The following is a 22,255-nucleotide window of genomic DNA, read 5'->3' as shown; positions in this document are numbered from 1 at the left end:
CATTAAATTTAATCTAACTGCGTCGCACAGAATTTATGTTCAGGATTGACCATTTTGTCTTGGGCTGCAACCAGTTGTAATTCGTATTCACCCATTTCTTTGGTTTTAATCATCACTTCGTATATTGCGGCTGCAACATGCTCAAGCCCTTTATCAAGAGGCTCCCCTTTCAATAAATTGACTAACATTAAACCACTCGTTAAGTCACCGACGCCTACTGGTTGTTTTTCACCAAAATCTACAAGTGGACGACTCACATGCCAGCTATGCTCTGCCGTCACTAAGATCATTTCAAAACGATCAGCCCGATAGCCTGCTCGGCTTAAATGCTTCACCAGCACAATTTTCGGCCCTTTGTGACATAATTCACGAGCGGCTTGTGCTGCTTCATCTACTGTTTTAATACTTCTACCAACTAAAGTTTCTAACTCAAGTAGATTTGGGGCGATGACATCGCTTACTGCTAATGCACGGTGACAAAGAAACTCCGCAACACCTGGTGCAACGATACAGCCTTTTTCAGGATGCCCCATGACAGGGTCACAAAAATAAAGTGCTTGTGGATTTGCCGCTTTAACTTTTTGTACAATCGCAAGGATATCATCCCCTTGCTCTGCGGAACCGATATAACCACTTAAAACCGCATCACAAACTTCTAATTTATGGATTTTTGCTAAGCCTTCAACGATATCGGTTAAGTGCTGAGCTGAAAAAACATTCCCTGTCCACTGTGGATATTGCGTGTGATTCGAAAATTGTACGGTATTAAGTGGCCACACATCTACGCCCATTCGGCACATAGGAAATGCAGCGGCACTGTTTCCTGCATGGCCGAAAACAACATGGGATTGAATTGATAATACGCTTTTCATTAAGAACCCAAAGAATTGTTATGTCGAATGAAGAGAAATCAGTGATTCGCCATTGCTAATATGAATATACTCCAAATAATTCGAGTTGCATGGAGGCGACAAGAGAAGAAAGCCCTATGAGTATACTTGACTCTATACTCGGCTAACTGGACACAATCAACACCTATGCAAATTGAAATATGACGAGTATAGCCTGGGGAACCCCAGGCTAATATTACAAAGGTTAGTCAGAGCTATTTCCAATTAATTAAACAGTCGTTTTTCTTACCACGACGGATTAAAGTATAACGACCAAATAAACGGTCTGCATCACTAAATACATACATAGGGTCTGTTTGTTTTTGACCGTTAATGGATACTGCATTAGAACTGATTGCAGTTCTTGCTTGTCCACGAGATGGCGTTAATTCTGAATCAACTAGAGCTTGTTGTAAGTCAGCTCCCGCATCTAGTGTAATACAAGGCATGCCGTCTTGTGCTAGTTGCTCAAAATCAGCTTCTGTTAAATCAGATACCGCACCTGAGAACAAACTATCAGTAATACGTTTTGCTGCGGCTAACCCGCTTTCACCATGCACCAGTTTAGTCACTAACTCAGCTAAAACATATTGAGCACGAGGTGCTTTACCGCTATTTTTATCTTCTTCTTCCAATGCTTGAATTTCTTCTAATTCCATAAAAGTGAAGAATTTTAAGAAACGATAAACGTCAGCATCAGCGGTGTTAATCCAGAATTGATAGAATTTATATTGGCTAGTTTTCTTAGAATCTAACCATACTGCACCACCCTCGGTTTTACCAAACTTAGTACCGTCCGCTTTTGTAATTAGAGGAACTGTCATACCAAACACTTGATTTTGATGTAAGCGGCGAGTTAAGTCGATACCGGAGGTAATGTTACCCCATTGGTCTGAACCCCCAATTTGCAGTTCAACACCCATCTCTTTATTCATATTGGCAAAGTCATAACCCTGTAGCAGGTTATAAGCAAACTCGGTGAACGAGATCCCTACATCATCACGGTTTAAACGTTGCTTAACAGATTCACGGTTGATCATTTGGTTAACGGAGAAATGTTTACCAATATCACGTAAGAATGTCAGCACATCCATTTTACCAAACCAATCATAATTGTTAGCAAGGCGTGCGCTGTTATCACCACAATCAAAACTTAAAAATGGTGATACTTGGTTGCGTATTTTTTCTACCCACTCTTGAACGGTTTCTGTGGTGTTTAATTTACGTTCAGTAGCTTTAAAGCTCGGATCGCCAATTAGGCCCGTTGCGCCACCCACCAACGCCACAGGCTTGTGCCCGGCTAGTTGGAATCGTTTTAAACACAGCAAAGGAACCAGATGTCCCAAGTGCAAGCTGTCAGCGGTAGGGTCGAAGCCGCAATAGAGGGAGATAGGCCCTTGCGCCAGTCTCTCTGCTAACGCATCCTCATCCGTTACCTGGGCAACGAGGCCCCGCTCTTGCAATTGTTTAATCAGGTTATTGCTAGACATCAATGACTCCATCGGTTGAATTTTGTCTATCTATTTAGGGTTAAAAAACCAACGATTTTGAGACTCATATCAAAAGCTCGTCAGTTTAATTTGTCAATTTTATTAAATGAGTCTATAGCATAAAGCGCATATCAATTAAGTGCCAGTTAAAAAACTATAATTAAGGGGCTAATCTGTCAATTTTCCAGCCATCCCCTTCGCGTTGATATAAAAAGCGGTCATGAAGGCGGTGAGCGCCCCCTTGCCAAAACTCAACGCTATTAAAAACCACTCGGAACCCACCCCAAAAACTGGGTAATGGAACCTCGCCATTTTTGAATTTTTGTTTTAGCTCTAAAAACTTGCCTTCTAAAATCCCTCGAGCAGAGATTTTAGATGATTGCGCAGAGGCCCACGCTGCAATTTGGCTGTCTTTAGGCCTACTATGAAAATACTTAACAACTTCAATTGGATTTAATCGCTCAGCGACACCCGTAAAATTGACTTGGCGCTCTAGCGGGTACCATGGAAAGTGCAAACTTATTTTGTTATTTTTTTCTAAATGTTGCGCCTTTCTGCTACCTAAATTGGTATAAAAAATTAAACCGTTATCATCAAAATGCTTTAACAATACAATACGTTGATAGGGCTGCCCTGTTTCATCAACTGTAGCAACCGACATTGCTGTTGGGTCACTTAAACGAGCCTCGCACGCTTGCTTCATCCACAATTCAAACAGTGTTAATGGGTTTGGTGTTAAATCATTACGTCTTAAACCACCTTTTGTGTATTCACGACGTACCGATGCGAGGTCTATTTCATCTAGCTCGTTCATTTTTATATCCTTAATACGGTTATTTTTTAGCGATATTTTTAGGGTATATCGCACCGAGAACAGTTTCTTCACTTGCCCCTGTTACAGAAGCAAGATTTCCTGATAAACCGGCTACAGTTCGAGCCGCTAACCACGCAAAAGCTAACGCTTCCATATCGTCACCACTTAACCCAAATTTATCACTAGGAGCGACCTCAATCCCCGGTAACAAAGCCGCTAAACGCTGCATTAGAAAGTGATTCTTTGCGCCACCACCACAAACAATTAAGCGCTCACAGCCGCCACATAATAAAACTTGGTCAGTAATCGATGTTGCCGTCAGCTCACAAAGCGTTGCTTGAACATCCTCAGCAGAAATTAATGGAAACTTATCTAAGTGTTTCTCTAACCATTGCATATTAAAATATTCACGCCCTGTGCTTTTAGGGGATGAGCGTCTAAAATATGGGTCGCTTAGCATGGATTTTAATAATGTGTTATCAACCTTGCCACTACTCGCCCATTGACCATCTTTATCATATGCTTTCTGTTTATTACGCCAAGTCCATGTATCCATTAACATATTCCCAGGACCTGTATCGTAGCCTTTAACATAAGCACCAGGTAATAAAGCTGTCACATTCGCAATTCCACCAATATTTAATACAATGCGTTTCTCAGTAGGATGCCCTAATACAGCAAGGTGAAATGCAGGCACCAATGGTGCACCTTGCCCGCCATATGCCATGTCCCTACGACGAAAATCCCCAACAGTGGTGATCCCCGTTAAAGCGGCAACTCTGTTGTTATCACCTAATTGCATGGTAAAAGGCTGTTCGCCATCAGGTTCATGCCAAACAGTTTGACCATGGCAGCCAATAGCGATGATATCTTCAGACGTTAAACTGGTTTGTACCAACAGCTGATTAATAGCATCTGCATACAATGACCCTAACTGCCGATCAATTTTGCCAACCTCTGACAATGTTGTTGTTTGCCCTTGGCAAATATTTAAAATTTTTTTCTTTAATTCAATTGGGAATGTGACACTCAAACTAGATTGTTCAGCAACAAACTTATCACTGATTGCTGCAAGCACCACATCAACACCGTCTAAACTCGTTCCCGACATGACACCTATGTAACGACCGGACTTAATCATTATGCTTGTTCCTTCAGTGTGCACATTAACTTGACTAAATATCACTATAAAAGATTGTGCTTTGATGAAGATTTTTGTCAACAATTCGATGCAATTTCTCGGGCAGCTTCGCAGGAATAATAAATAATCACCTTTAAGTTAAAAATAACTAGACAAACTAAATAAAAAAGGCACTTTTTAATATCACGATTTCTCTTTTTGTTTACAATGGTTCATAATAAAATTATAAACCAAGCACTAGTTACAGGGTCTTGACTAAGATGATAAGGCGTCCTATTTAGCTATAGATGCGAAATCATACTCATAACTTGACATCCCTTTAACAAACAGTGCCTTTGTCAGTGAAATAATCCTGAATTTGAGATATTTTACCTAGTGTTTACACTCTATTTAAACCAAAATAAGTAATCTAACCTTCGCTTTTTAATACCATTATTTTGATAATTGTTGTGTTTATGGTGAAAACAAATATACGATGCTATGTTAGTGCCACAGACAGCAAATCTCATAGGAGTTATTATGCTTAAGAAAGTTTTTGTAGGTGTTGTTGCAGTTGCAGCGTTATCAGGCTGTGTCAATACCAGTACGCTTTCTGGTGATACTATTTCAGCCAAGGATGCGAAACAGGTACAGACTGTAACCTATGGTACCGTTTTGAATGCCCGCCCTGTGACAATTCAAGCTGGTGAAGATGGTAACGTTATTGGCGCAATTGGTGGTGCTGTGCTCGGTGGTTTATTAGGTAACACTATTGGTGGTGGTACTGGTAATACACTAGCAACTGCAGCAGGCGCAATAGCAGGTGGCTTAGCAGGTCAGCAAGCACAAGGCGCATTGAATAAAAGCCAAGGGGTTCAGTTAGAAATTCGCTTAGATAGCGGCAAAAATATCGTGGTTGTTCAAAAACAAGACCCAAGCACTTTCCGTAACGGTCAACGCGTTATGATTGCAAATAGCGGCAATACAGTCACTGTATCTCCTCGCTAACTTTACTATTCTAAATTAAAATATGTTCACCGGCTCATGGTCGGTGAACATACTTAGTGTTAATTAACTAATATTTAGTTATTAATAACCTCTATTAATTAATTATTTTCCTATATTTTTATCTTTAATATCATGTGTAGTATTCTAGTTAGTCATCCCTCTAGTTATACATATAGATATTTCATTATTCAATGTGAAATAGTTATTTAAGTTATCATTTTTTAGTGAAGGTTTTATTGCTGAGTATTCTACAAGCCGTGTATCATCACTAACTAATGATTGCAGAATAATGTTAAAGAAATTATTTTAACTCAAACCATACACTACAAAAATAACTGCAATACAATATATATTTCACAGAAATAATTTACCATCTATAAAGATCATTTTATTTAAAATCAATTTGAATAATTATTGTCTTTATAATAATCACCATAATAATAGTTGGTGTTATATTTATTCACATGCTAAATTATACCAAATTCAAGAGTCATTCTGTAACTGTATAATGTTTCTTTCAAGTTTAAGAAGTAACTGAGACAGTTGCTCAAGCTCTTCTTCACTAATATTATTCAATATTTCTAGCCGTGTATTATTAATTACTTGGTCTACTGTCTTAATAAATGGTTCAGACTCTTCTGTCAATTTTATTCTTTTAGCTCTCCTATCATTTGCACATATATGCCTAGAAATGAGTTTTTTTTCCTCTAATTGGTCAAGGGTTCTCACTAGTGATGGTTGTTCTATTCCTATTGCCTTTGCCAGTTGTATTTGCGATTGTTCCGGTGGTAACTGGCTAATATTATGTAATGTAACCCAATGTGTTTGCGTAAGTTTAAGGGGTTTTAAACGATGATCGATTAATGCTCTCCACATACGGACTACACGTGATAATTCTGTTCCAATTTGTGATTCCAATTTACCCTCCTTTATATAATTATAATGTCTAAAAAATATACCAGACTCATATTATTTTTTAAATTATATATTAATTTCCTTTTATATTTACAACTTTTTATTGATGCATAGGACAACAAATACCTATTTATAGTGATGACAAACTCTTCATGAGACGATGTACCTCTAACTAATACCTTGCGACTCATGCCTTTTCAAATTAGTAGGCTTAATAAAGCAACCTATCAATTATCTTATTAATAAGAATAGCCTTACTCTCCTTTCGGATCTATCTATTTTAACCCTTATAGTAATTACAACTAACAATAAAAAAGCAATACCAAATAAATGGTTTAAAAACAAAAGTATATAGTTAATCTTAAAAATATGTTATTTATGGTTGTTTTTATAGAATCTATAGCTATTTTGAATAAATAAAATTTTATTGAAAGATAAACAACGAAATTAATTAAAATAAAATAATTAAAAAAGAACTAGTTACTTTAATTAACAAAACAATTAATTGAATTATAAAAATAGATTCATTTGTATTACACTTTAAAAAAGCTGTTGTTGGGGATCGGGTAAATCTTTTGCAGTCGCCTGTTTACTCAGTGACCTTAAGTACCGTTGACGGCATAATCGAATAATATTTCGTTTTTCAGGATCAGAAAATTTTAACCAGTTAAAACGCTCATCTCGTGTACGATAACAACCTCGGCAGTAACCTTGTTCATTTACTTGGCAAATACCACGGCAAGGGCTTGGAATATCAAAGAACTCGAGTTGCTCAGCCATATAGGTATCCCCTTAAAAGAAAAAACACAATAAATGTATGATATACTATGAAAATAAGCATCACTGCCGTTCGATTAAAAAATATGCTACAACCATTGTATTTATCAATATAGACACGTTATATTAATAAATACAACGATTCAGGTTTTTTCTGGAAATTTTAAGAGGTTTATAATATGCGCTTACTTCATACTATGTTGCGTGTTACAGATATGCAGCGTTCAATCGATTTTTACACCAAAGTACTGGGCATGCGCCTGTTAAGAACCAGTGAAAATACTGAGTATAAATATTCTCTTGCTTTTGTTGGTTATAGTGATGAAAGCGAAGGCGCAGTCATTGAGCTAACCTATAATTGGGGTGTTGATCAATACGATATGGGGAATGCTTATGGTCATATTGCACTAGGTGTCGATGACGTTGCAAAAACTTGTGATGATATCCGCAATGCAGGTGGTAATGTTACTCGTGAAGCCGGCCCTGTAAAAGGGGGAACAACTGTTATCGCATTTGTTGAAGACCCTGATGGCTATAAAATTGAATTAATTGAAAACAAAAGTGCAAGTAAAGGCTTAGGTCACTAATTGACCTTTCAATTACAAAATTAAGGCTGCCAATTGGCTGCCTTAATTTTCTTCTATGTTTACCTACAAATTTTTACTGGTTTTGGCATAATACGAGCCAATCAGAAACTTATAATCGAAAGTCCTAATGTCTGAAAAAAATAATCCTAATGCCCTGGTTAACCGTTTCAGGGGTTATTACCCTGTTGTTATTGATGTTGAAACCGGTGGGTTTAATGCCAAAACTGACGGGCTGTTAGAAATCGCCGCGATTACCTTAAAAATGGATAAAGACGGCTGGCTGTCTATGGATGAAACATTGCATTTTCATATAGAGCCATTTGAGGGTGCAAACCTTGAGCCATCTGCGCTCGCCTTTACTGGCATTGACCCTACTAATCCATTACGTGGGGCCGTAAGTGAATACGAAGCATTACACGCAATATTTAAAGTGATCCGCAAAGGAATGAAGAACACGGATTGTAACCGCGCAATTATTGTTGCTCATAATGCAAATTTTGATCACAGCTTTGTTATGAATGCCGCAGAACGCGCGAGTTTAAAACGTAACCCATTCCACCCATTTGCAACCTTCGATACTGCAGCATTAAGTGGTTTAGTGTACGGCCAAACTATTTTAGCAAAAGCATGTGTCGCTGCGGGTATTCCATTTGATGGGAAACAAGCCCACGGTGCTCTGTATGATACTAACCGTACTGCCCTATTGTTTTGTGAGATTGTCAACAAATGGAAAAAGCTTGGTGGCTGGCCTATCGTTGAGAACGAAGAGTAATTGAATTACATATAAAAAAACCGTATTTGCTAAAATACCACTACGTTAGCTAAATACGGTTTTTTGTTATCTATCGCAATATTATTCTGCGCTAGTTTCGTCTGTTGGGCGATATTTATCCGCAGTTTCTTTAATCAATGATTGAAGTTCACCGCGCTGGAACATTTCCATGATAATATCACAGCCCCCAACCAGCTCCCCATCAACCCACAGTTGAGGAAAAGTTGGCCAATTTGCATATTTTGGCAGTTCTGCACGAATATCTGGGTTTTGTAGGATATCAACATAAGCAAAGCGTTCACCACAAGAAGACAGAGCTTGGACTGCTTGAGCAGAAAAACCACAGCTCGGAAGTTTTGGAGAGCCTTTCATGTATAATAAAATTGGGTTTTCTTTGATTTGGCGCTCGATTCTTTCAATTGTCGTCATTTTTACTTCCTTAGAACAAAGATGCTGGTTTTGCAGTCAGCCGACAAGCATGATTTACTGCGACTTAATAGAATGCATTGACCATTATAATGTGAAACTTAATTGTTTCATACAATATGCCAGTTTTACAGGGGCATTACTATAACATCCAAAAAACCAAAAAGGCACCTTTTCTATCTTCTGCTCACCTAAGTCAAACAAATAACTCGCTATTGTTTAAATTCAAAAAACTGGCGTTCTTCCTCACAAATACCCATACAATATAAATAGTTAATGATTTTGTTTTTTGCTAACATATAAGTAACATGATTACCATTACCCTTTGTAAGGTTTATCGTGTTATCATTAATATATTAAATACCATCTCGCCAATGAGCGAAATGTTGATAACAAATTGCCATCTTTTAATTAGCTCATTTTAAGAGCAAACACCCGAAGTATTTTATACAAAAGCAATCAAGGAGTACGCAATGTCTTTTGAACTACCCGCTCTACCGTATGCTAAAGATGCTTTAGAACCATATATCTCTGCTGAAACCTTAGAATATCACTATGGCAAGCACCACAACACTTATGTTGTTAACTTAAACAACCTCATCAAAGGCACTAACTTCGAAGGTAAATCTCTAGAAGAGATCATCAAAACTTCTGACGCTGGGGTTTTTAACAATGCTGCTCAAGTTTGGAACCACACCTTCTATTGGCATTGTTTAGCGCCAAATGCAGGTGGAGAACCAACAGGCAAAGTTGCTGATGCGATTAATAAAGCATTCGGTTCTTTCGCTGAGTTTAAAGCGCAATTTACTGACGCTGCGACCAAAAACTTTGGCGCAGGTTGGACATGGCTAGTGAAAAAAACCGATGGTAGCTTAGCTATCGTTAATACATCTAATGCTGCAACGCCAATTTCTGGTGAAGATAAGCCTGTATTAACAGTTGATATTTGGGAGCATGCTTACTATATCGATTACCGTAACGCGCGTCCTAAATACTTAGAAAACTTCTGGGCGCTAGTCAATTGGAAGTTTGTTGAAGAAAATTTAGCATAGTGATATCTGTTGATTTCTAAATAGCTAAGGGCGAGATATCTCGCCCTTATTTTTTACGCACATTGCTATGAGTAAAAATAAAATCAAAAAATATGTGCAGCAATAAAAATAATCATTGCTAATGAACCCAACGCAGCCAGTAATCCATATTTAACATCTGTATCCATGAGTTCCTCTCATCTAAACGTAATTGAATTAGCGAATAACCATATTAACATAAAGGTTATTAAGTATATATATCCAAAAAAACAAAACTCGTGCCTATATCACATGTTATAACATCAATTATTTCTTTCGTTTTTGCGCTAGATCAGACAAAATCGACAACAAATCGCTAAATTATTGCCAGCAAAGGATCAATGCATCAATATGCTGGTAATTTTTTAACAAGAATGCTTATAGAGACCTATTGTTGGTCAGGAGTTTTTTTACCCCATGGCAACGATTAAAGATGTGGCGAAACGCGCTGGCGTATCTACCACAACCGTATCCCATGTTATTAATAAAACGCGCTTTGTGGCTGATGATACTAAGGCTGCGGTCTGGGCTGCAATTAAAGAGCTCAATTATTCACCAAGTGCGGTTGCCCGTAGTCTAAAAGTTAATCACACTAAGTCGATTGGTTTGCTGGCAACCTCCAGTGAAGCACCCTATTTTGCTGAGGTAATAGAATCAGTTGAAAATAGCTGCTATGAAAAAGGCTATACACTAATCCTCTGTAATTCCCATAATAATTTGGGTAAACAAAAAGCCTATCTACAAATGCTTGCGCAAAAACGCGTAGATGGTTTACTCGTTATGTGCTCTGAATACCCAGATACTTTAATCAGTATGTTAGAAGATTATCGTAATATTCCAATGGTCGTTATGGATTGGGGTACGTCACGAGGTGATTTTACTGACAGTATTATCGACAACTCATTCCATGGCGGCTACCTTGCAGGGCGTTATTTGATTGACCGTGGCCACCGTGATATCGGTGTCATTCCTGGTTCACTCGAAAGAAATACAGGCATTGGTCGTTTAACTGGTTTCCAAAAAGCGATGGAAGAGGCCAAAATTACGTTAAAAGATGAGTGGATCGTCCAAGGGGATTTTGAGCCTGAATCAGGCTACAAAGCAATGATGCAAATCCTTAGCCATAAACAGCGCCCTACCGCGGTATTCTGTGGTGGCGATATTATGGCAATGGGAGCGATTTGCGCCGCAGATGAGATGGGCCTGCGTGTACCGCAAGATATTTCAGTGATTGGCTATGATAATGTGCGTAATGCGCGCTATTTTACCCCTGCTCTAACGACTATCCACCAGCCAAAAGAGCGTTTAGGGCAAATGGCCTTTACAATGTTACTCGATAGAATTGTGAATAAGCGCGAAGATGCGCAAACTATCGAGGTACATCCACGGCTGGTTGAACGCCGCTCTGTTGCTGATGGGCCATTTATTGATTACCGCCGATAACTTAGCAACCTAAGTTGAAAGCCATTCCGCGTTAAGTGTTTCAGTATCACCGAGGTAATCTAATAACCAACTTAACGCTGGAGATGTGTTTTTTTCAACCCAAGTTAGGCAGCAAGGGCTTGGTGGAAATGGTTGTACTAATGCCAATTCCACTAACTTCCCTTCCTCGCATAAAGGGGTTGCGCGGTGTTCGGGCACCATGCCCACACATAGCCCATTGACTAAACATGCCAAACCATTTTCCCAATAAGGCACAACAAGACGCCGCTGGTTATCAAGGGCCCATGTGTCTCTTTTAGGTAAATTACGGGAGGTATCTTCTAAGCATAAACTGGGGTATTCACGCATTTGTTCATCTACCAGCTTACCTTCTATTTTGGCTAATGGGTGCTCAGGGCTCGCAACACACATCCAAGACATGAAACCCATATCACGAAAACTGTATCTTTCACCAATGGGGGAAGCACGTGTTGCGCCAATCGCCACATCAACACGACCATCAGCTAAAGCATCCCAAACACCATTAAACACTTCAGGGTGAATATACAGTTCAATATCAGGAAAATGACGATAGAAATCTAGAATGAGTTGTTCTGTGCGCTGCGGTTTGACAATGCAGTCAACTGCGATACTAAATTGACCACGCCAACCATTTGCGACTTGTTGGCATTGATGTCTGGTATCTGTCATTTTTTTGATAACAGAACGACTTTGTTTAATAAATATTGCCCCCGCCTCGGTAAGAACTACATCACGATGGCGACGTTCAAATAAAGGGACAGCAAGCCATTCCTCAATTTGTTTTACCGTATAGCTAATCGCAGATGGAACACGGTGCAACTCATCGGCAGCACCACTAAAACTTCCCGTACGAGCCACTGCATCAATGACTTCGAGCGCATGAGCTGACCACATAACATCTCCTTTCAAAAATTTTGATAGCAAGATCCAAATATTACCGTTTCACAACATAAAAAAATAGCCTATACAATAGAACTACTGTTAACATTTTTTTAAATATCAAATAAGTAATAATTATGACGAATACTGTGAAAAAAAATTCCCCTGGGTTTATGATTTACCTTGCAGGGTTAAGCATGCTGGGGTTTTTAGCGATTGATATGTATCTACCTGCTTTTGGGGCAATGCAAAACTCACTGCATACCACAGAAGGGGCTATCAGCGCTTCTCTCAGTATATTTTTAGCTGGTTTTGCTTTTGCTCAGCTTCTATGGGGACCATTATCAGACAAACTTGGTCGTAAACCTGTGCTTATCGTTGGGTTGGCTATTTTCATTTTAAGCAGCCTAGCTATTTTTTGGGTTGAAACTGCGACACAACTCTTAACTTTGCGTTTTCTACAAGCTGTCGGTGTCTGTTCTGCGGCCGTTTTATGGCAAGCTCTCGTTATTGACCGCTATGATGAAGCAAGCACGCAAAAAGTTTTTGCTTCTATTATGCCATTAGTCGCTTTATCCCCTGCTTTGGCGCCTTTATTAGGTGCTTGGGTTTTAGAACACCAAACTTGGGAAGCCATTTTTCTGATCCTCATGGCCGTAGGTATATTACTTTTATTACCAACGTTATTTTTGAAGAATGTTTCTGTCAAAAACATCACGGATGAAAAACAACCCAAAACTAAAGTCTCTTTTGCTAAATTGTTAAGCTCACCTATTTTTAGTGGTAATGTACTTGTTTATGCCTCTTGTAGTGCTGGCTTTTTCGCTTGGTTAACGGGCTCGCCATTTATTTTGCGGAATATGGGGTTTAACCCAGCAGATATAGGCTTAAGTTATATCCCTCAAACCTTAGCTTTCATTGTTGGTGGCTATGGCTGTCGTATTGTATTAGCAAAAGTTCGCGCTGAAACTTTATTCCCTCTATTATTGACGGGTTATGCAGTAAGCATGGCAATCTTATTCATTATAGCTATCTACAGTACTCCGTCACTAACTATGATTTTGATCCCATTTTGCTTTATGGCGGCGATGAATGGGGCTTCCTATCCAATCGCTGTTTCGAAAGCATTAAATGCATTCCCGAGTGCAAGTGGTAAAGCGGCGGCATTACAAAATGCCTTGCAATTAGGGTTATGTTTTTTAGCCAGCTTGCTCGTTTCTGCTCTTACTTTCGACCCACTTCTGGCAACAACGGGGGTAATGGCTGCAACCATCATTCCAATGACGATTGGTTATTTTATGCAACGTTGTTCCAGCAACAGTGAAAAAGCGCTAAAACATGCCGATTGCCAAGCCGATTGATAACAACATATGATTCACTTTAAACCATGCCGCAAGCTTAGCGGCATGGTTTTCGTTTATTAACCAATAAAAATACTCCCAACTTCTCACCGCGAATATTCAGTTATTCATGACAAATAATCTTATCTGTTATTTAGACACTCAAAGACTAAAAACTGTATCTACTTCATATATTTCTACTATTTAAAGCGTATTTCACTAAAATAGAGGGATTTTATTTTTTTATCTACTAAGATATAGATTTTCTATAGTTAATTTTCTTGTTAGAAAGCGTTATCATTGCCATATCAAATAATGAGTGCTCAAGAATGATGTTGAAACAGTATTATCCACCAGATGAATTAAAGTCCTTTGTTAGTTCAATTTTGATCATTAAAGAATTTTCAGGAACAATTAAAATTTTTCCAGGAACTGGGGCTGAAATTTGGGTTTCATCAGATTCTTTTTGCATGTCAACAGAAAAACATTCAACAACAGACTCTTTCCAATTAATTATTCCTAGAGTCAATACATTCACGGCTAATCCTAACCATTCAAAAGTAATGGTGTTGCGTATACGCCATGATGCACTGCGCTTTTTACTTCCCCTTAGTACGTTTAATTACACTGATAGGCCTATGGCTCTGAGTGAAATATGGCAAGATCGCTGGTTTGAGTCCTTAGCCAACTCATCATTTAAAGAACTTTTAGATTGCTTCAATCGAACTAAAGCCAATAAAAAGCCTCATTTTATCGATGACATTTTAGAATTGCTGTATCGCAACCCTACAAAAAAAATAACAGAACTTGCTGAAGAAACAGGATTACATGTACGGGTTATTCAAAAAGAGTTTTTAAAAGAGTATGGCATTACCCCAAAACGTTATCAGATCAATTGCCGCTTAGAGCATGTTTTGAAGAGTATGGTAGTAGAACAAGATACATACCGATGGTTTGAAACAGGCTATTATGATCAGTCCCACTTTTATCGCGATTTTAAAAGATACTTTACTATGACCCCGTCGGCATTTTTAAAATCAGAGTATTCGCTTTTTTACAATACAAAAACTAAGTACCCATTAAGATAGTTCTTAATACATAAGGAGAAAGGAATGAGTATTGTTGTGTATGCCCAAATTACGACGGAAAAATCAGATGGGTATTTGACGCGAGAAATCGTTCGTGACTTAGCAAAATTAAGTCGCCGAGAGAAAGGATGCATTCAATATGATCTTATGGCTAAAGAAAATGGTTACATTGTTTTCGAAGAGTGGGAAAATACTCAAGCGCTAGAGATGCATAAAAATAGTCCACATTTCAAACGTCTAGTCGATGCAATTGAGCGTGATAACGCTAGTTTTTCAGTCAACTTCAGTGAAAAATAACTAGTTGACGTTTAAGGTTAGCCATTAATAAAAATTTCACCCTCTTTTATTAATTTTAACTTATTGTAATTAGCAGAATTGTAGAATTAGATTATTAAACACGCCCGATAAATTAATTCCCCCTTCGTAATTGACCTTGGCTATAGCACCATAAACCGCTGCTATAGCCTAATTAGATAAAGTAATCAAACCTAACTAACAGCTTAAGACCCCTTAAAGGTAATATTTACTAAGGCTCATTAGCTTCTATTGTTTCATTAGTTTGTTGTAAAAACTTTTCTTGTTCTTTTTGGTTCAAAACACGTTCAACCGTATCAACGATTGCCTGAGTCTGAGGATCGATTTCAATATTCACTTTGTCCCCTAAACGTTTTTGACCTAATGTAGTTCGCTCCAAAGTCTCTGGGATCAAATGCACACAAAAACGATTATTGATGACATCACCTACAGTTAAGCTGATACCATCTATGGCAACAAACCCTTTATGTAAAATATATTTCATCAATGATTTATCGTGAATCGCCAACCAAATTTGATGGTTATCTTCTGAGGTGAAAATTTTACTGATTTCTGCAGTTGTCATAATATGACCAGAAACAACATGCCCCCCAATTTCATCACCGTATTTAGCAGCACGTTCAATATTAACCACATCCCCTTCTTTTAGTGCGCCAAGGTTGGTTAAACGTAATGTTTCTTTAATGAGATCAAAGCTAACCTTTTCACCATCAATTTTTGTCACTGTAAGGCAACAGCCGTTATGTGCAACAGATGCCCCTGTTTCTAAGCCGACTAATAATTCAGGGGTAAATTTCATTACATGAGTACGAAAATTAGCTCTTTCAGTGATTTCTATAATAGGAGCTGTAGCTTGGACAATGCCTGTAAACATAATAAATCTCAGTGTAGTGAATTAATGACTTCAGTTTACATAAGAATTCTTAGAGATCTATCTTATTTGAGTGATAAGCGACAGACCAATTCACTGGCAAACTAGCGATATAACCAGCACCTAGGTTTAAAAATGCTTTTTTATTACATTCAATTATATCATTATTGGATTCTCTCTAGAAAAGGGATAGAATGAGCGGTTTTTATTAAAGCTTATACTTTAAGTAAATCATTTATTTTTCTAGTTTTTTTCCTATTACTCGTTTTATTATGAAGGTGTATGCGTGCAGAAATATTTTACAGAAGCGCGTAGCTTGCTGGCACTCGGTATTCCTATTGTTTTAGCTCAATTTTCACAAACTGCAATGGGGTTTGTGGATACTATTATGGCTGGAAGCGTTAGTGAAATAGAGATGTCCGCAGTTGCAGTTGGGGTTTCAATCTGGCTGCCCGCTATTCTTTTTGGGCAAGGGCTATTGATGGCATTGACGCCTATTGTCGCTCAAATGAATGGGTCAGGTCGCCGAAATTTAATTGGCGATCAGGTTCAGCAAGGTCTATGGCTTGCATTGTTCTTAGCGTTGGGCATTATGTGTTTGCTCTATAATAGCCAGTTAATCATTCATAACATGCCGCACATTGATGCTGAATTAGCCGATAAATCAGTGCGATTCTTACATGCAATCATGTGGGGAGCGCCAGGATACCTATTTTATCAAGTCTATCGTAGCCAATGTGAAGGTTTATCGAAAACGAAACCGGGGATGGTTATTGGTTTTCTTGGTTTGATGGTGAATATTCCTATCAATTATATCTTTATTTATGGGCACTTTGGAGCACCTGCACTAGGTGGTGTCGGTTGTGGTGTTGCGACAGCTACAGTGTATTGGGCTATGTGCATAATGATGAGATGGTATGTGAAACGAGCGCATTCTCAGCGTGATATTCGCCCTACTCTAGTTTTTACATCGCCAAATCCATTAATTTTAAAGCGCATCATTGTATTGGGTACTCCTATTGGTTTAGCTCTGTTCTTTGAAGTCACATTATTTGCTGTTGTTGCACTATTAGTTGCACCGTTAGGTGTCATAGCCGTTGCCGGTCACCAAGTTGCTCTTAATTTTAGCTCAGTGATGTTTATGTTCCCATTATCATTAGGGATCGCTGCAACAATCCGGGTTGGTTATAATTTAGGGCAAAAATCTACCGAGGCCGCTAAAGTTTCATCTTACACTAGCTTAGCGGTTGGCTTAATGGTGGCTTGTATTACTGCTATTTTAACTATCGTATTCCGTGAGCCAATTGCGATGATGTATAACAAAAACCCGGAAGTTGTGGCTTTAGCGTCTAGTTTGATGCTATATGCCGCAATTTATCAATTATCAGATTCCGTACAAGTTATTGGTGCTGGTATCCTACGGGGTTATAAAGATACACGTTCTATTTTCTTTATTACTTTTACTGCTTACTGGCTACTAGGATTACCTGCAGGCTATATCTTAGCCTTAACCGATATTGTTGCTCCAGCCATGGGGCCTAAAGGGTTTTGGATTGGTTTTATAATTGGCTTAAGCGCAGCAGCCATTGGTATGGCAACACGGATTATGTGGCTTCATAAACAATCTGAAGAGTTTATTTTAGTTCGTTCGACTCGCTAATTGACGGTTTTTTAAGCTTTTAACTGTACGGGAAGATGTATTTCGCATCAGATAGTTTTAAATACGAGCAAACTATCGCAAAAATACATTTTCCCCTTGCCAGATGCGCATCATAACGTTAATATTCGTTCCCGTTGTCAGCTAGATAATTTTTCAATGCGTCCGTAGCTCAGTTGGTTAGAGCACCACCTTGACATGGTGGGGGTCGGTAGTTCGAGTCTACTCGGACGCACCATTTCTAGTGAACAACGCTTGTTAATTTTCAATGCGTCCGTAGCTCAGTTGGTTAGAGCACCACCTTGACATGGTGGGGGTCGGTAGTTCGAGTCTACTCGGACGCACCATTTCAAGTTAACTCAAAGCATACTCTTTCAGTGCGTCCGTAGCTCAGTTGGTTAGAGCACCACCTTGACATGGTGGGGGTCGGTAGTTCGAGTCTACTCGGACGCACCATTTTGCTAACCTCCTCCTATTGATTCTAATATTTTCCTTGATTGTCTGTCGATCTTCCCTTACTTTGTTGCGCAACAAAATAAATCTCAAACTATTTACTGAGTATTTGATCTGAGTGACGACTTCTTTCAATTTAAGAAAATTTGATTTGTCTCACAGTTTTTTGTTGTCTATAATACTCATGCTGGCTGAAAGGTTTCAACAGCAATAAATCAGTGTGTTAGCTTTAATTGAATTTGTCATCTACACTATAATAAGAATCAAAATGAGATAAATTTTAGCGTAAAATGAATTAACCACCAGACTGTCGCCTATTCTTATAAATGAGTTGCGCAACACATTTTATCATGCGCACTAAGCATCGGCGACAATACCGATTTCCTTTATAACCTTAGATAGACTGCCATGAAAAAAACCAAAATTGTTTGTACTATCGGTCCAAAAACCGAATCAGAAGAAAAACTGACCCAACTCCTTGATGCTGGCATGAACGTTATGCGCCTCAACTTCTCTCACGGTGACTATGAAGAACATGGTCAACGTATCAACAATCTTCGCTCTGTGTGCGCAAAAACTGGTAAACAAGCAGCTATCCTGCTGGACACAAAAGGTCCTGAAATTCGTACCATGAAATTAGAAGGTGGTAACGACGTCTCTCTTGTTGCCGGTCAAACCTTTACTTTTACGACAGATACTTCCGTTATCGGCAATAAAGATAAAGTTGCTGTCACTTATGCAGGGTTAACTTCTGATTTAGAAGTAGGCAATACTGTATTAGTCGATGATGGCTTAATTGGCATGAAAGTCACTAGCATCACTGCTACTGAAGTTATTTGCGAAGTCTTAAATAACGGTGACCTCGGTGAGAAAAAAGGGGTTAATCTACCCGGCGTTTCAATTGGCTTACCCGCATTAGCCGAAAAAGATAAAGAAGACTTAGTTTTTGGTTGCCAACAAGGTGTGGATTTTGTAGCTGCCTCTTTTATCCGTAAACGTTCTGATGTAGAAGACATTCGTGCTCACCTGAAAAAACACGGCGGCGAAAACATTCAAATTATCTCTAAAATTGAAAATCAAGAAGGTCTAAATAATTTTGATGAAATTTTAGAAGCATCTGATGGCATCATGGTTGCACGTGGTGATTTAGGGGTAGAGATCCCTGTTGAAGAAGTTATTTTCGCGCAAAAAATGATGATTGAGAAATGTGTTGCAGCACGTAAAGTGGTTATTACTGCGACCCAAATGTTAGACTCAATGATCAAAAACCCGCGCCCGACTCGTGCAGAAGCAGGGGATGTTGCAAACGCGATTTTAGATGGTACCGATGCAGTGATGCTATCAGGTGAAAGTGCAAAAGGTAAATATCCTGTAGAAGCTGTCACTATTATGGCAACGATTTGTGAGCGCACTGATAGTGTGATGCAAACTCGCATCGATAACCAAAAACCAAGCCAGCGTTTACGTGTTACTGAAGCGGTATGCCGTGGCGCAGTAGAAATGTCTGAAAAATTAGATGTTCCTCTGATTGTTGTTGCAACATACGGCGGTAAATCAGCAAAATCGGTTCGTAAATATTTCCCAACCGCACCTATTCTTGCATTAACAACTAACGAAGAAACTGCTCGTCAGTTATTATTAGTCAAAGGCGTGATCCCGATGATTGTTGGTGGGTTTACTTCTACTGACGACTTCTATCGTGAAGGTAAACGTGCAGCGTTAGAAAGTGGTTTAGCAGTTTCAGGTGATGCTGTTGTTATGGTATCCGGCGCATTAGTACAAAGCGGTACGACCAATACTTCATCTGTTCATGTGCTCTAAATAAACTCTCATAAGTTGTATGCAAAAAGGCCGATGGTAATTAATTTAACCATCGGCCTTCTTATTTAAAGTTAACATTTTGTGCTGTCCTGAAGTAACTATTTACTTATTTTGTACCCCCAAGTAAATATTCTCTTATCATTATTAGTGTAAAATCAAAAAAAGCCCTTAAATTGGTCAAATAACCGCCATCATTGTTCTTGATTTAAATTTTTCTTCTTTTTCCTAGTACTAATATTAAAGTATTTCTAGCAAAACTTTATATTTAGTACTAGCATAAGACTAAGTAAGTGCCATACCCTAATTTTCATTAGGTTGTTTTAAAGGGATATAGCAAGCTTTAAGATAACAGTCTTGGCTCTATTGTTTGGTGACTTGCTTTTTTATATTTTCAAGATAAATCAATCTAGAGGGTAAAATAATGATTCGTACTAAAATTGTACTGGGCTCTATCGTATTAGCTTCAGCATTACTAGCGGGTTGTTCTAACAGCACTGAAGTGCAAAAACTCTCTTCAGACGTACAAACTCTGAATGGTAAAGTTGATCAACTGAGCAACGACGTTCAGTCTCTGCGTTCTGACGTACAGACAGCTCAAGAAGAAGCAGCTCGCGCTAACCAGCGCTTGGACAACCAAGTTCGCACTTACAAAAAATAAGTTCGATTTGGTCGTTATTTAGTCGAAAAGACGCTTCTTTGAAGCTAGTAGCATTTATGAGGGCCTATGAAAATAGGCCCTTATTTTATTGAAATTATTGCGTTATTGCAGAAGAGCGGTACTTAGCCGGTAGCAATGCACCAACTTTACCATCATAGATAGGTTCAGGTTGTGAGATACTAAAGGGTTCAATAGGAACTAAACCTTGCTGTGTTTGGCTTTCAGTATCAGGAATACTATTACCTTGATCATTATTGACCCTCACAGGCATACCAGAACGCCTTGCCAGTTCTTTTTCTACTAAGCCCTTGTCAACCCCTTCATTTTCTAAAAAACGCTTGAAATCGTCAGACAATTTGATTGGCATCGTTTGTGGGTCATCACTGCTTGTCCGAGATAACGGTTGATGTACTTCAATATAATAGCTTCCATCCGCTTCTTTAGAATATTTCACCGGTTGGTCAATAACTTGGACCCGTGTTCCTTTTGGTACCGTTTTGAATAATGCTTCAATATCATCAGGCCGTAAGCGAATGCATCCCGAACTAACTCTCATGCCAATACCAAAGTCTGCATTAGTACCATGAATTAAATATTCACCTCGACCATAAGATAACCGTAACGCATATAGCCCCATCGGATTTTCTGGTCCCGCAGGAACTACCGCAGGCAAAGTTATCCCCTCTTTGGCATAATTTTTACGAATGTTTGCTGTTGGTGTCCATGTAGGGTCTTTAATTGATTGGCTGACAGATGTCACCATTTCAGGCGTGTCACGCCCCAATTGACCAATACCTATTGGGTAAACAATAACATTTTCACTATTCGCAGGGTAATAATATAAACGAAGCTCAGCGAGGTTAATGACAATCCCCGTTCTTGGTGTAGCGGGTAATAGCATTTGTGCGGGGATGATCAGTTCCTTGCCCGCTTCAGGAAGGTAAGGGTCTGTCCCAGGGTTTGCTTCTAACATACCCAATAAGCCTATTTGGTAATCACTGGCGATAGCTTCTAACGGGCGCCCATCATTTGGTACAACATACGTCAGGTTTTCCCCGATTAGGCGTGTATTACTGTCAGGTAATGGATACTCTTTTGCCTGAGCCGGAGCCAACAAAGCACTCATGACAAACAAACTTACCGCCGTCAAAACTCTTTTCATACCTACTCCAAGGAAAATGGTGTTCTTACAATAATGCAATGATTATTGCTCATAATAGCAACTATCTTGCATATCTTTAATACTAAATAAATATTTTAGTTAATAATTAGCACTGAGCTTATCCATAATAATTAGTCTAATAATAATAACTTAATTAAATACATGAGTTTAGAGTAGCATAGAAAAGAAAAAAGATTGGCTAGGAGAAAGGGAGCAAACTGTACTCCCCTGATATTATTATGCTAATTGACCTGCACGAGCTAAAATTGAGCGGATCATGGCATTTAAGCCTTGTGTACGTGAAGGGGTTAAATGCTGCTCCAATGCTAATTGCTCAAAAAAAGACTTAACATCGAGCCCTAATATTTGTTGCGCGGTTTTGCCTTGAAAAAGAATAATGACAATTGCCACTAGCCCTTTAACTATTGCTGCATCGCTGTCACCAGCAAACATAATAGCCCCGTCCGATTGCTTTTGCATGTCAATCCAAACCTGACTTTGGCAACCTGCAATCAAATTATTATCACTTCTTTGTGCTTCAGTTAAGTCAGGTAAACGTCCACCAAGTTCAATCATATATAAATAGCGTTCTTCCCAATCCTGACAACGGGAAAAGTTACGTAATAACTTATGTTCATCGGGTAATGCGGGCATACTGATTTCCTTTACCAAAACAAT

At 38.7% G+C, this 22,255-nt stretch carries 22 protein-coding genes and 3 tRNA genes; 14 read left to right on the top strand and 11 right to left on the bottom strand.

Translation table 11 applies throughout. The features are described 5' to 3' along the window. Positions 1-8: 8 nt before the first annotated feature. The 4 genes from pdxY to anmK form a co-directional block, all read right to left on the bottom strand. A complete protein-coding gene (gene pdxY, locus RB151_RS09875; RefSeq protein WP_042844015.1) occupies positions 9-872 on the bottom strand; it encodes a pyridoxal kinase PdxY in 864 nt (287 codons plus the stop codon). 233 nt (positions 873-1,105) lie between these two features. Further along, positions 1,106-2,380 (bottom strand): tyrosine--tRNA ligase, encoded by a 1,275-nt coding sequence (gene tyrS, locus RB151_RS09870; RefSeq protein ID WP_042844016.1) that lies wholly within the window; start codon positions 2,378-2,380, stop codon positions 1,106-1,108. A 160-nt stretch (positions 2,381-2,540) separates the two neighbouring features. Further along, positions 2,541-3,194, bottom strand: a complete 654-nt coding sequence (gene pdxH / locus RB151_RS09865) for a pyridoxamine 5'-phosphate oxidase (protein WP_042844017.1) — start codon at positions 3,192-3,194, stop codon at positions 2,541-2,543. Between the two features lie 19 nt (positions 3,195-3,213). Further along, positions 3,214-4,335 carry an anhydro-N-acetylmuramic acid kinase gene (gene anmK, locus RB151_RS09860; protein ID WP_042844019.1) on the bottom strand — a complete coding sequence of 374 codons (1,122 nt, stop codon included), beginning with the start codon at positions 4,333-4,335 and terminating at the stop codon, positions 3,214-3,216. Between the two features lie 519 nt (positions 4,336-4,854). On the opposite strand from anmK, the gene RB151_RS09855 reads away from it, so the two are divergent. Further along, positions 4,855-5,322, top strand: coding sequence for a glycine zipper 2TM domain-containing protein (locus tag RB151_RS09855; RefSeq protein WP_042844020.1), 468 nt, complete (start codon positions 4,855-4,857; stop codon positions 5,320-5,322). A 483-nt stretch (positions 5,323-5,805) separates the two neighbouring features. Here the strand turns inward: RB151_RS09855 and slyA are convergent, their stop codons facing one another. Both slyA and RB151_RS09845 read right to left on the bottom strand, forming a co-directional pair. Beyond that, positions 5,806-6,240: a transcriptional regulator SlyA gene (slyA, locus tag RB151_RS09850; protein WP_042844021.1), complete on the bottom strand. Its 435-nt coding sequence runs from the start codon at positions 6,238-6,240 to the stop codon at positions 5,806-5,808. A 537-nt stretch (positions 6,241-6,777) separates the two neighbouring features. Next, a complete protein-coding gene (locus tag RB151_RS09845) occupies positions 6,778-7,017 on the bottom strand; it encodes a DUF1289 domain-containing protein (RefSeq protein WP_042844023.1) in 240 nt (79 codons plus the stop codon). Positions 7,018-7,193: 176 nt separating this feature from the next. Here RB151_RS09845 and gloA point away from each other — a divergent pair, with 176 nt between their 5' ends. Together gloA and rnt are read left to right on the top strand one after the other, a co-directional pair. Beyond that, positions 7,194-7,601 carry a lactoylglutathione lyase gene (gene gloA, locus RB151_RS09840; protein WP_004910442.1) on the top strand — a complete coding sequence of 136 codons (408 nt, stop codon included), beginning with the start codon at positions 7,194-7,196 and terminating at the stop codon, positions 7,599-7,601. A 127-nt stretch (positions 7,602-7,728) separates the two neighbouring features. Next, positions 7,729-8,373, top strand: coding sequence for a ribonuclease T (gene rnt, locus RB151_RS09835; protein WP_042844024.1), 645 nt, complete (start codon positions 7,729-7,731; stop codon positions 8,371-8,373). Positions 8,374-8,454: 81 nt separating this feature from the next. Here the strand turns inward: rnt and RB151_RS09830 are convergent, their stop codons facing one another. Beyond that, complete coding sequence (locus RB151_RS09830; RefSeq protein ID WP_042844025.1) at positions 8,455-8,802, bottom strand: Grx4 family monothiol glutaredoxin; 348 nt, start codon at positions 8,800-8,802, stop codon at positions 8,455-8,457. Positions 8,803-9,272: 470 nt separating this feature from the next. On the opposite strand from RB151_RS09830, the gene sodB reads away from it, so the two are divergent. Beyond that, a complete protein-coding gene (gene sodB / locus RB151_RS09825) occupies positions 9,273-9,851 on the top strand; it encodes a superoxide dismutase [Fe] (protein ID WP_042844026.1) in 579 nt (192 codons plus the stop codon). 435 nt (positions 9,852-10,286) lie between these two features. Continuing rightward, complete coding sequence (gene purR, locus RB151_RS09820) at positions 10,287-11,312, top strand: HTH-type transcriptional repressor PurR (RefSeq protein ID WP_042844027.1); 1,026 nt, start codon at positions 10,287-10,289, stop codon at positions 11,310-11,312. A gap of 9 nt (positions 11,313-11,321) precedes the next feature. Here purR and punR read toward each other — a convergent pair whose 3' ends face one another. Further along, positions 11,322-12,227: a DNA-binding transcriptional activator PunR gene (punR, locus tag RB151_RS09815; protein ID WP_042844028.1), complete on the bottom strand. Its 906-nt coding sequence runs from the start codon at positions 12,225-12,227 to the stop codon at positions 11,322-11,324. 122 nt (positions 12,228-12,349) lie between these two features. On the opposite strand from punR, the gene punC reads away from it, so the two are divergent. From punC to RB151_RS09800, 3 genes are all read left to right on the top strand, one after another. After that, positions 12,350-13,573, top strand: coding sequence for a purine nucleoside transporter PunC (punC, locus tag RB151_RS09810; RefSeq protein WP_071548025.1), 1,224 nt, complete (start codon positions 12,350-12,352; stop codon positions 13,571-13,573). A gap of 308 nt (positions 13,574-13,881) precedes the next feature. Continuing rightward, entirely contained in the window at positions 13,882-14,640 is a 759-nt protein-coding gene (locus tag RB151_RS09805) for a helix-turn-helix transcriptional regulator (RefSeq protein WP_225832903.1), read from the top strand. Between the two features lie 24 nt (positions 14,641-14,664). Beyond that, complete coding sequence (locus RB151_RS09800; RefSeq protein ID WP_048607016.1) at positions 14,665-14,937, top strand: putative quinol monooxygenase; 273 nt, start codon at positions 14,665-14,667, stop codon at positions 14,935-14,937. A gap of 229 nt (positions 14,938-15,166) precedes the next feature. On the opposite strand, the gene RB151_RS09795 is transcribed toward RB151_RS09800, so the two are convergent. Beyond that, positions 15,167-15,829 (bottom strand): riboflavin synthase, encoded by a 663-nt coding sequence (locus RB151_RS09795; protein WP_042844031.1) that lies wholly within the window; start codon positions 15,827-15,829, stop codon positions 15,167-15,169. 283 nt (positions 15,830-16,112) lie between these two features. Between RB151_RS09795 and RB151_RS09790 the strand changes: the two genes are divergently transcribed. The 6 genes from RB151_RS09790 to RB151_RS09765 all read left to right on the top strand — a co-directional run bounded on the left by RB151_RS09790 (position 16,113) and on the right by RB151_RS09765 (position 20,415). Continuing rightward, the gene (locus RB151_RS09790) at positions 16,113-17,486 is read left to right on the top strand and encodes an MATE family efflux transporter (protein WP_048607015.1); all 1,374 of its coding nucleotides are present in this window, start codon (positions 16,113-16,115) and stop codon (positions 17,484-17,486) included. A 158-nt stretch (positions 17,487-17,644) separates the two neighbouring features. Next, a tRNA-Val gene (locus tag RB151_RS09785) sits at positions 17,645-17,721 on the top strand. A 32-nt stretch (positions 17,722-17,753) separates the two neighbouring features. Beyond that, a tRNA-Val gene (locus tag RB151_RS09780) sits at positions 17,754-17,830 on the top strand. 32 nt (positions 17,831-17,862) lie between these two features. Then, a tRNA-Val gene (locus RB151_RS09775) sits at positions 17,863-17,939 on the top strand. 405 nt (positions 17,940-18,344) lie between these two features. Next, positions 18,345-19,757, top strand: a complete 1,413-nt coding sequence (pykF, locus tag RB151_RS09770) for a pyruvate kinase PykF (RefSeq protein WP_071548024.1) — start codon at positions 18,345-18,347, stop codon at positions 19,755-19,757. A gap of 421 nt (positions 19,758-20,178) precedes the next feature. After that, complete coding sequence (locus RB151_RS09765; RefSeq protein WP_004263789.1) at positions 20,179-20,415, top strand: major outer membrane lipoprotein; 237 nt, start codon at positions 20,179-20,181, stop codon at positions 20,413-20,415. 94 nt (positions 20,416-20,509) lie between these two features. Here the strand turns inward: RB151_RS09765 and RB151_RS09760 are convergent, their stop codons facing one another. Both RB151_RS09760 and sufE read right to left on the bottom strand, forming a co-directional pair. Further along, positions 20,510-21,577: a L,D-transpeptidase family protein gene (locus RB151_RS09760; protein WP_071548023.1), complete on the bottom strand. Its 1,068-nt coding sequence runs from the start codon at positions 21,575-21,577 to the stop codon at positions 20,510-20,512. A gap of 237 nt (positions 21,578-21,814) precedes the next feature. Beyond that, on the bottom strand, positions 21,815-22,231 hold the full coding sequence (gene sufE, locus RB151_RS09755) for a cysteine desulfuration protein SufE (RefSeq protein WP_042844037.1): 417 nt from the start codon (positions 22,229-22,231) through the stop codon (positions 21,815-21,817). Between the last annotated feature and the right edge of the window lie 24 nt (positions 22,232-22,255).

The organism is Providencia rettgeri, from assembly GCF_001874625.1.
Lineage (GTDB): Bacteria > Pseudomonadota > Gammaproteobacteria > Enterobacterales > Enterobacteriaceae > Providencia > Providencia huashanensis.
Note: the sequence above shows the minus strand (reverse complement) of the source record. Positions and strands in the feature narration are given on the sequence as shown.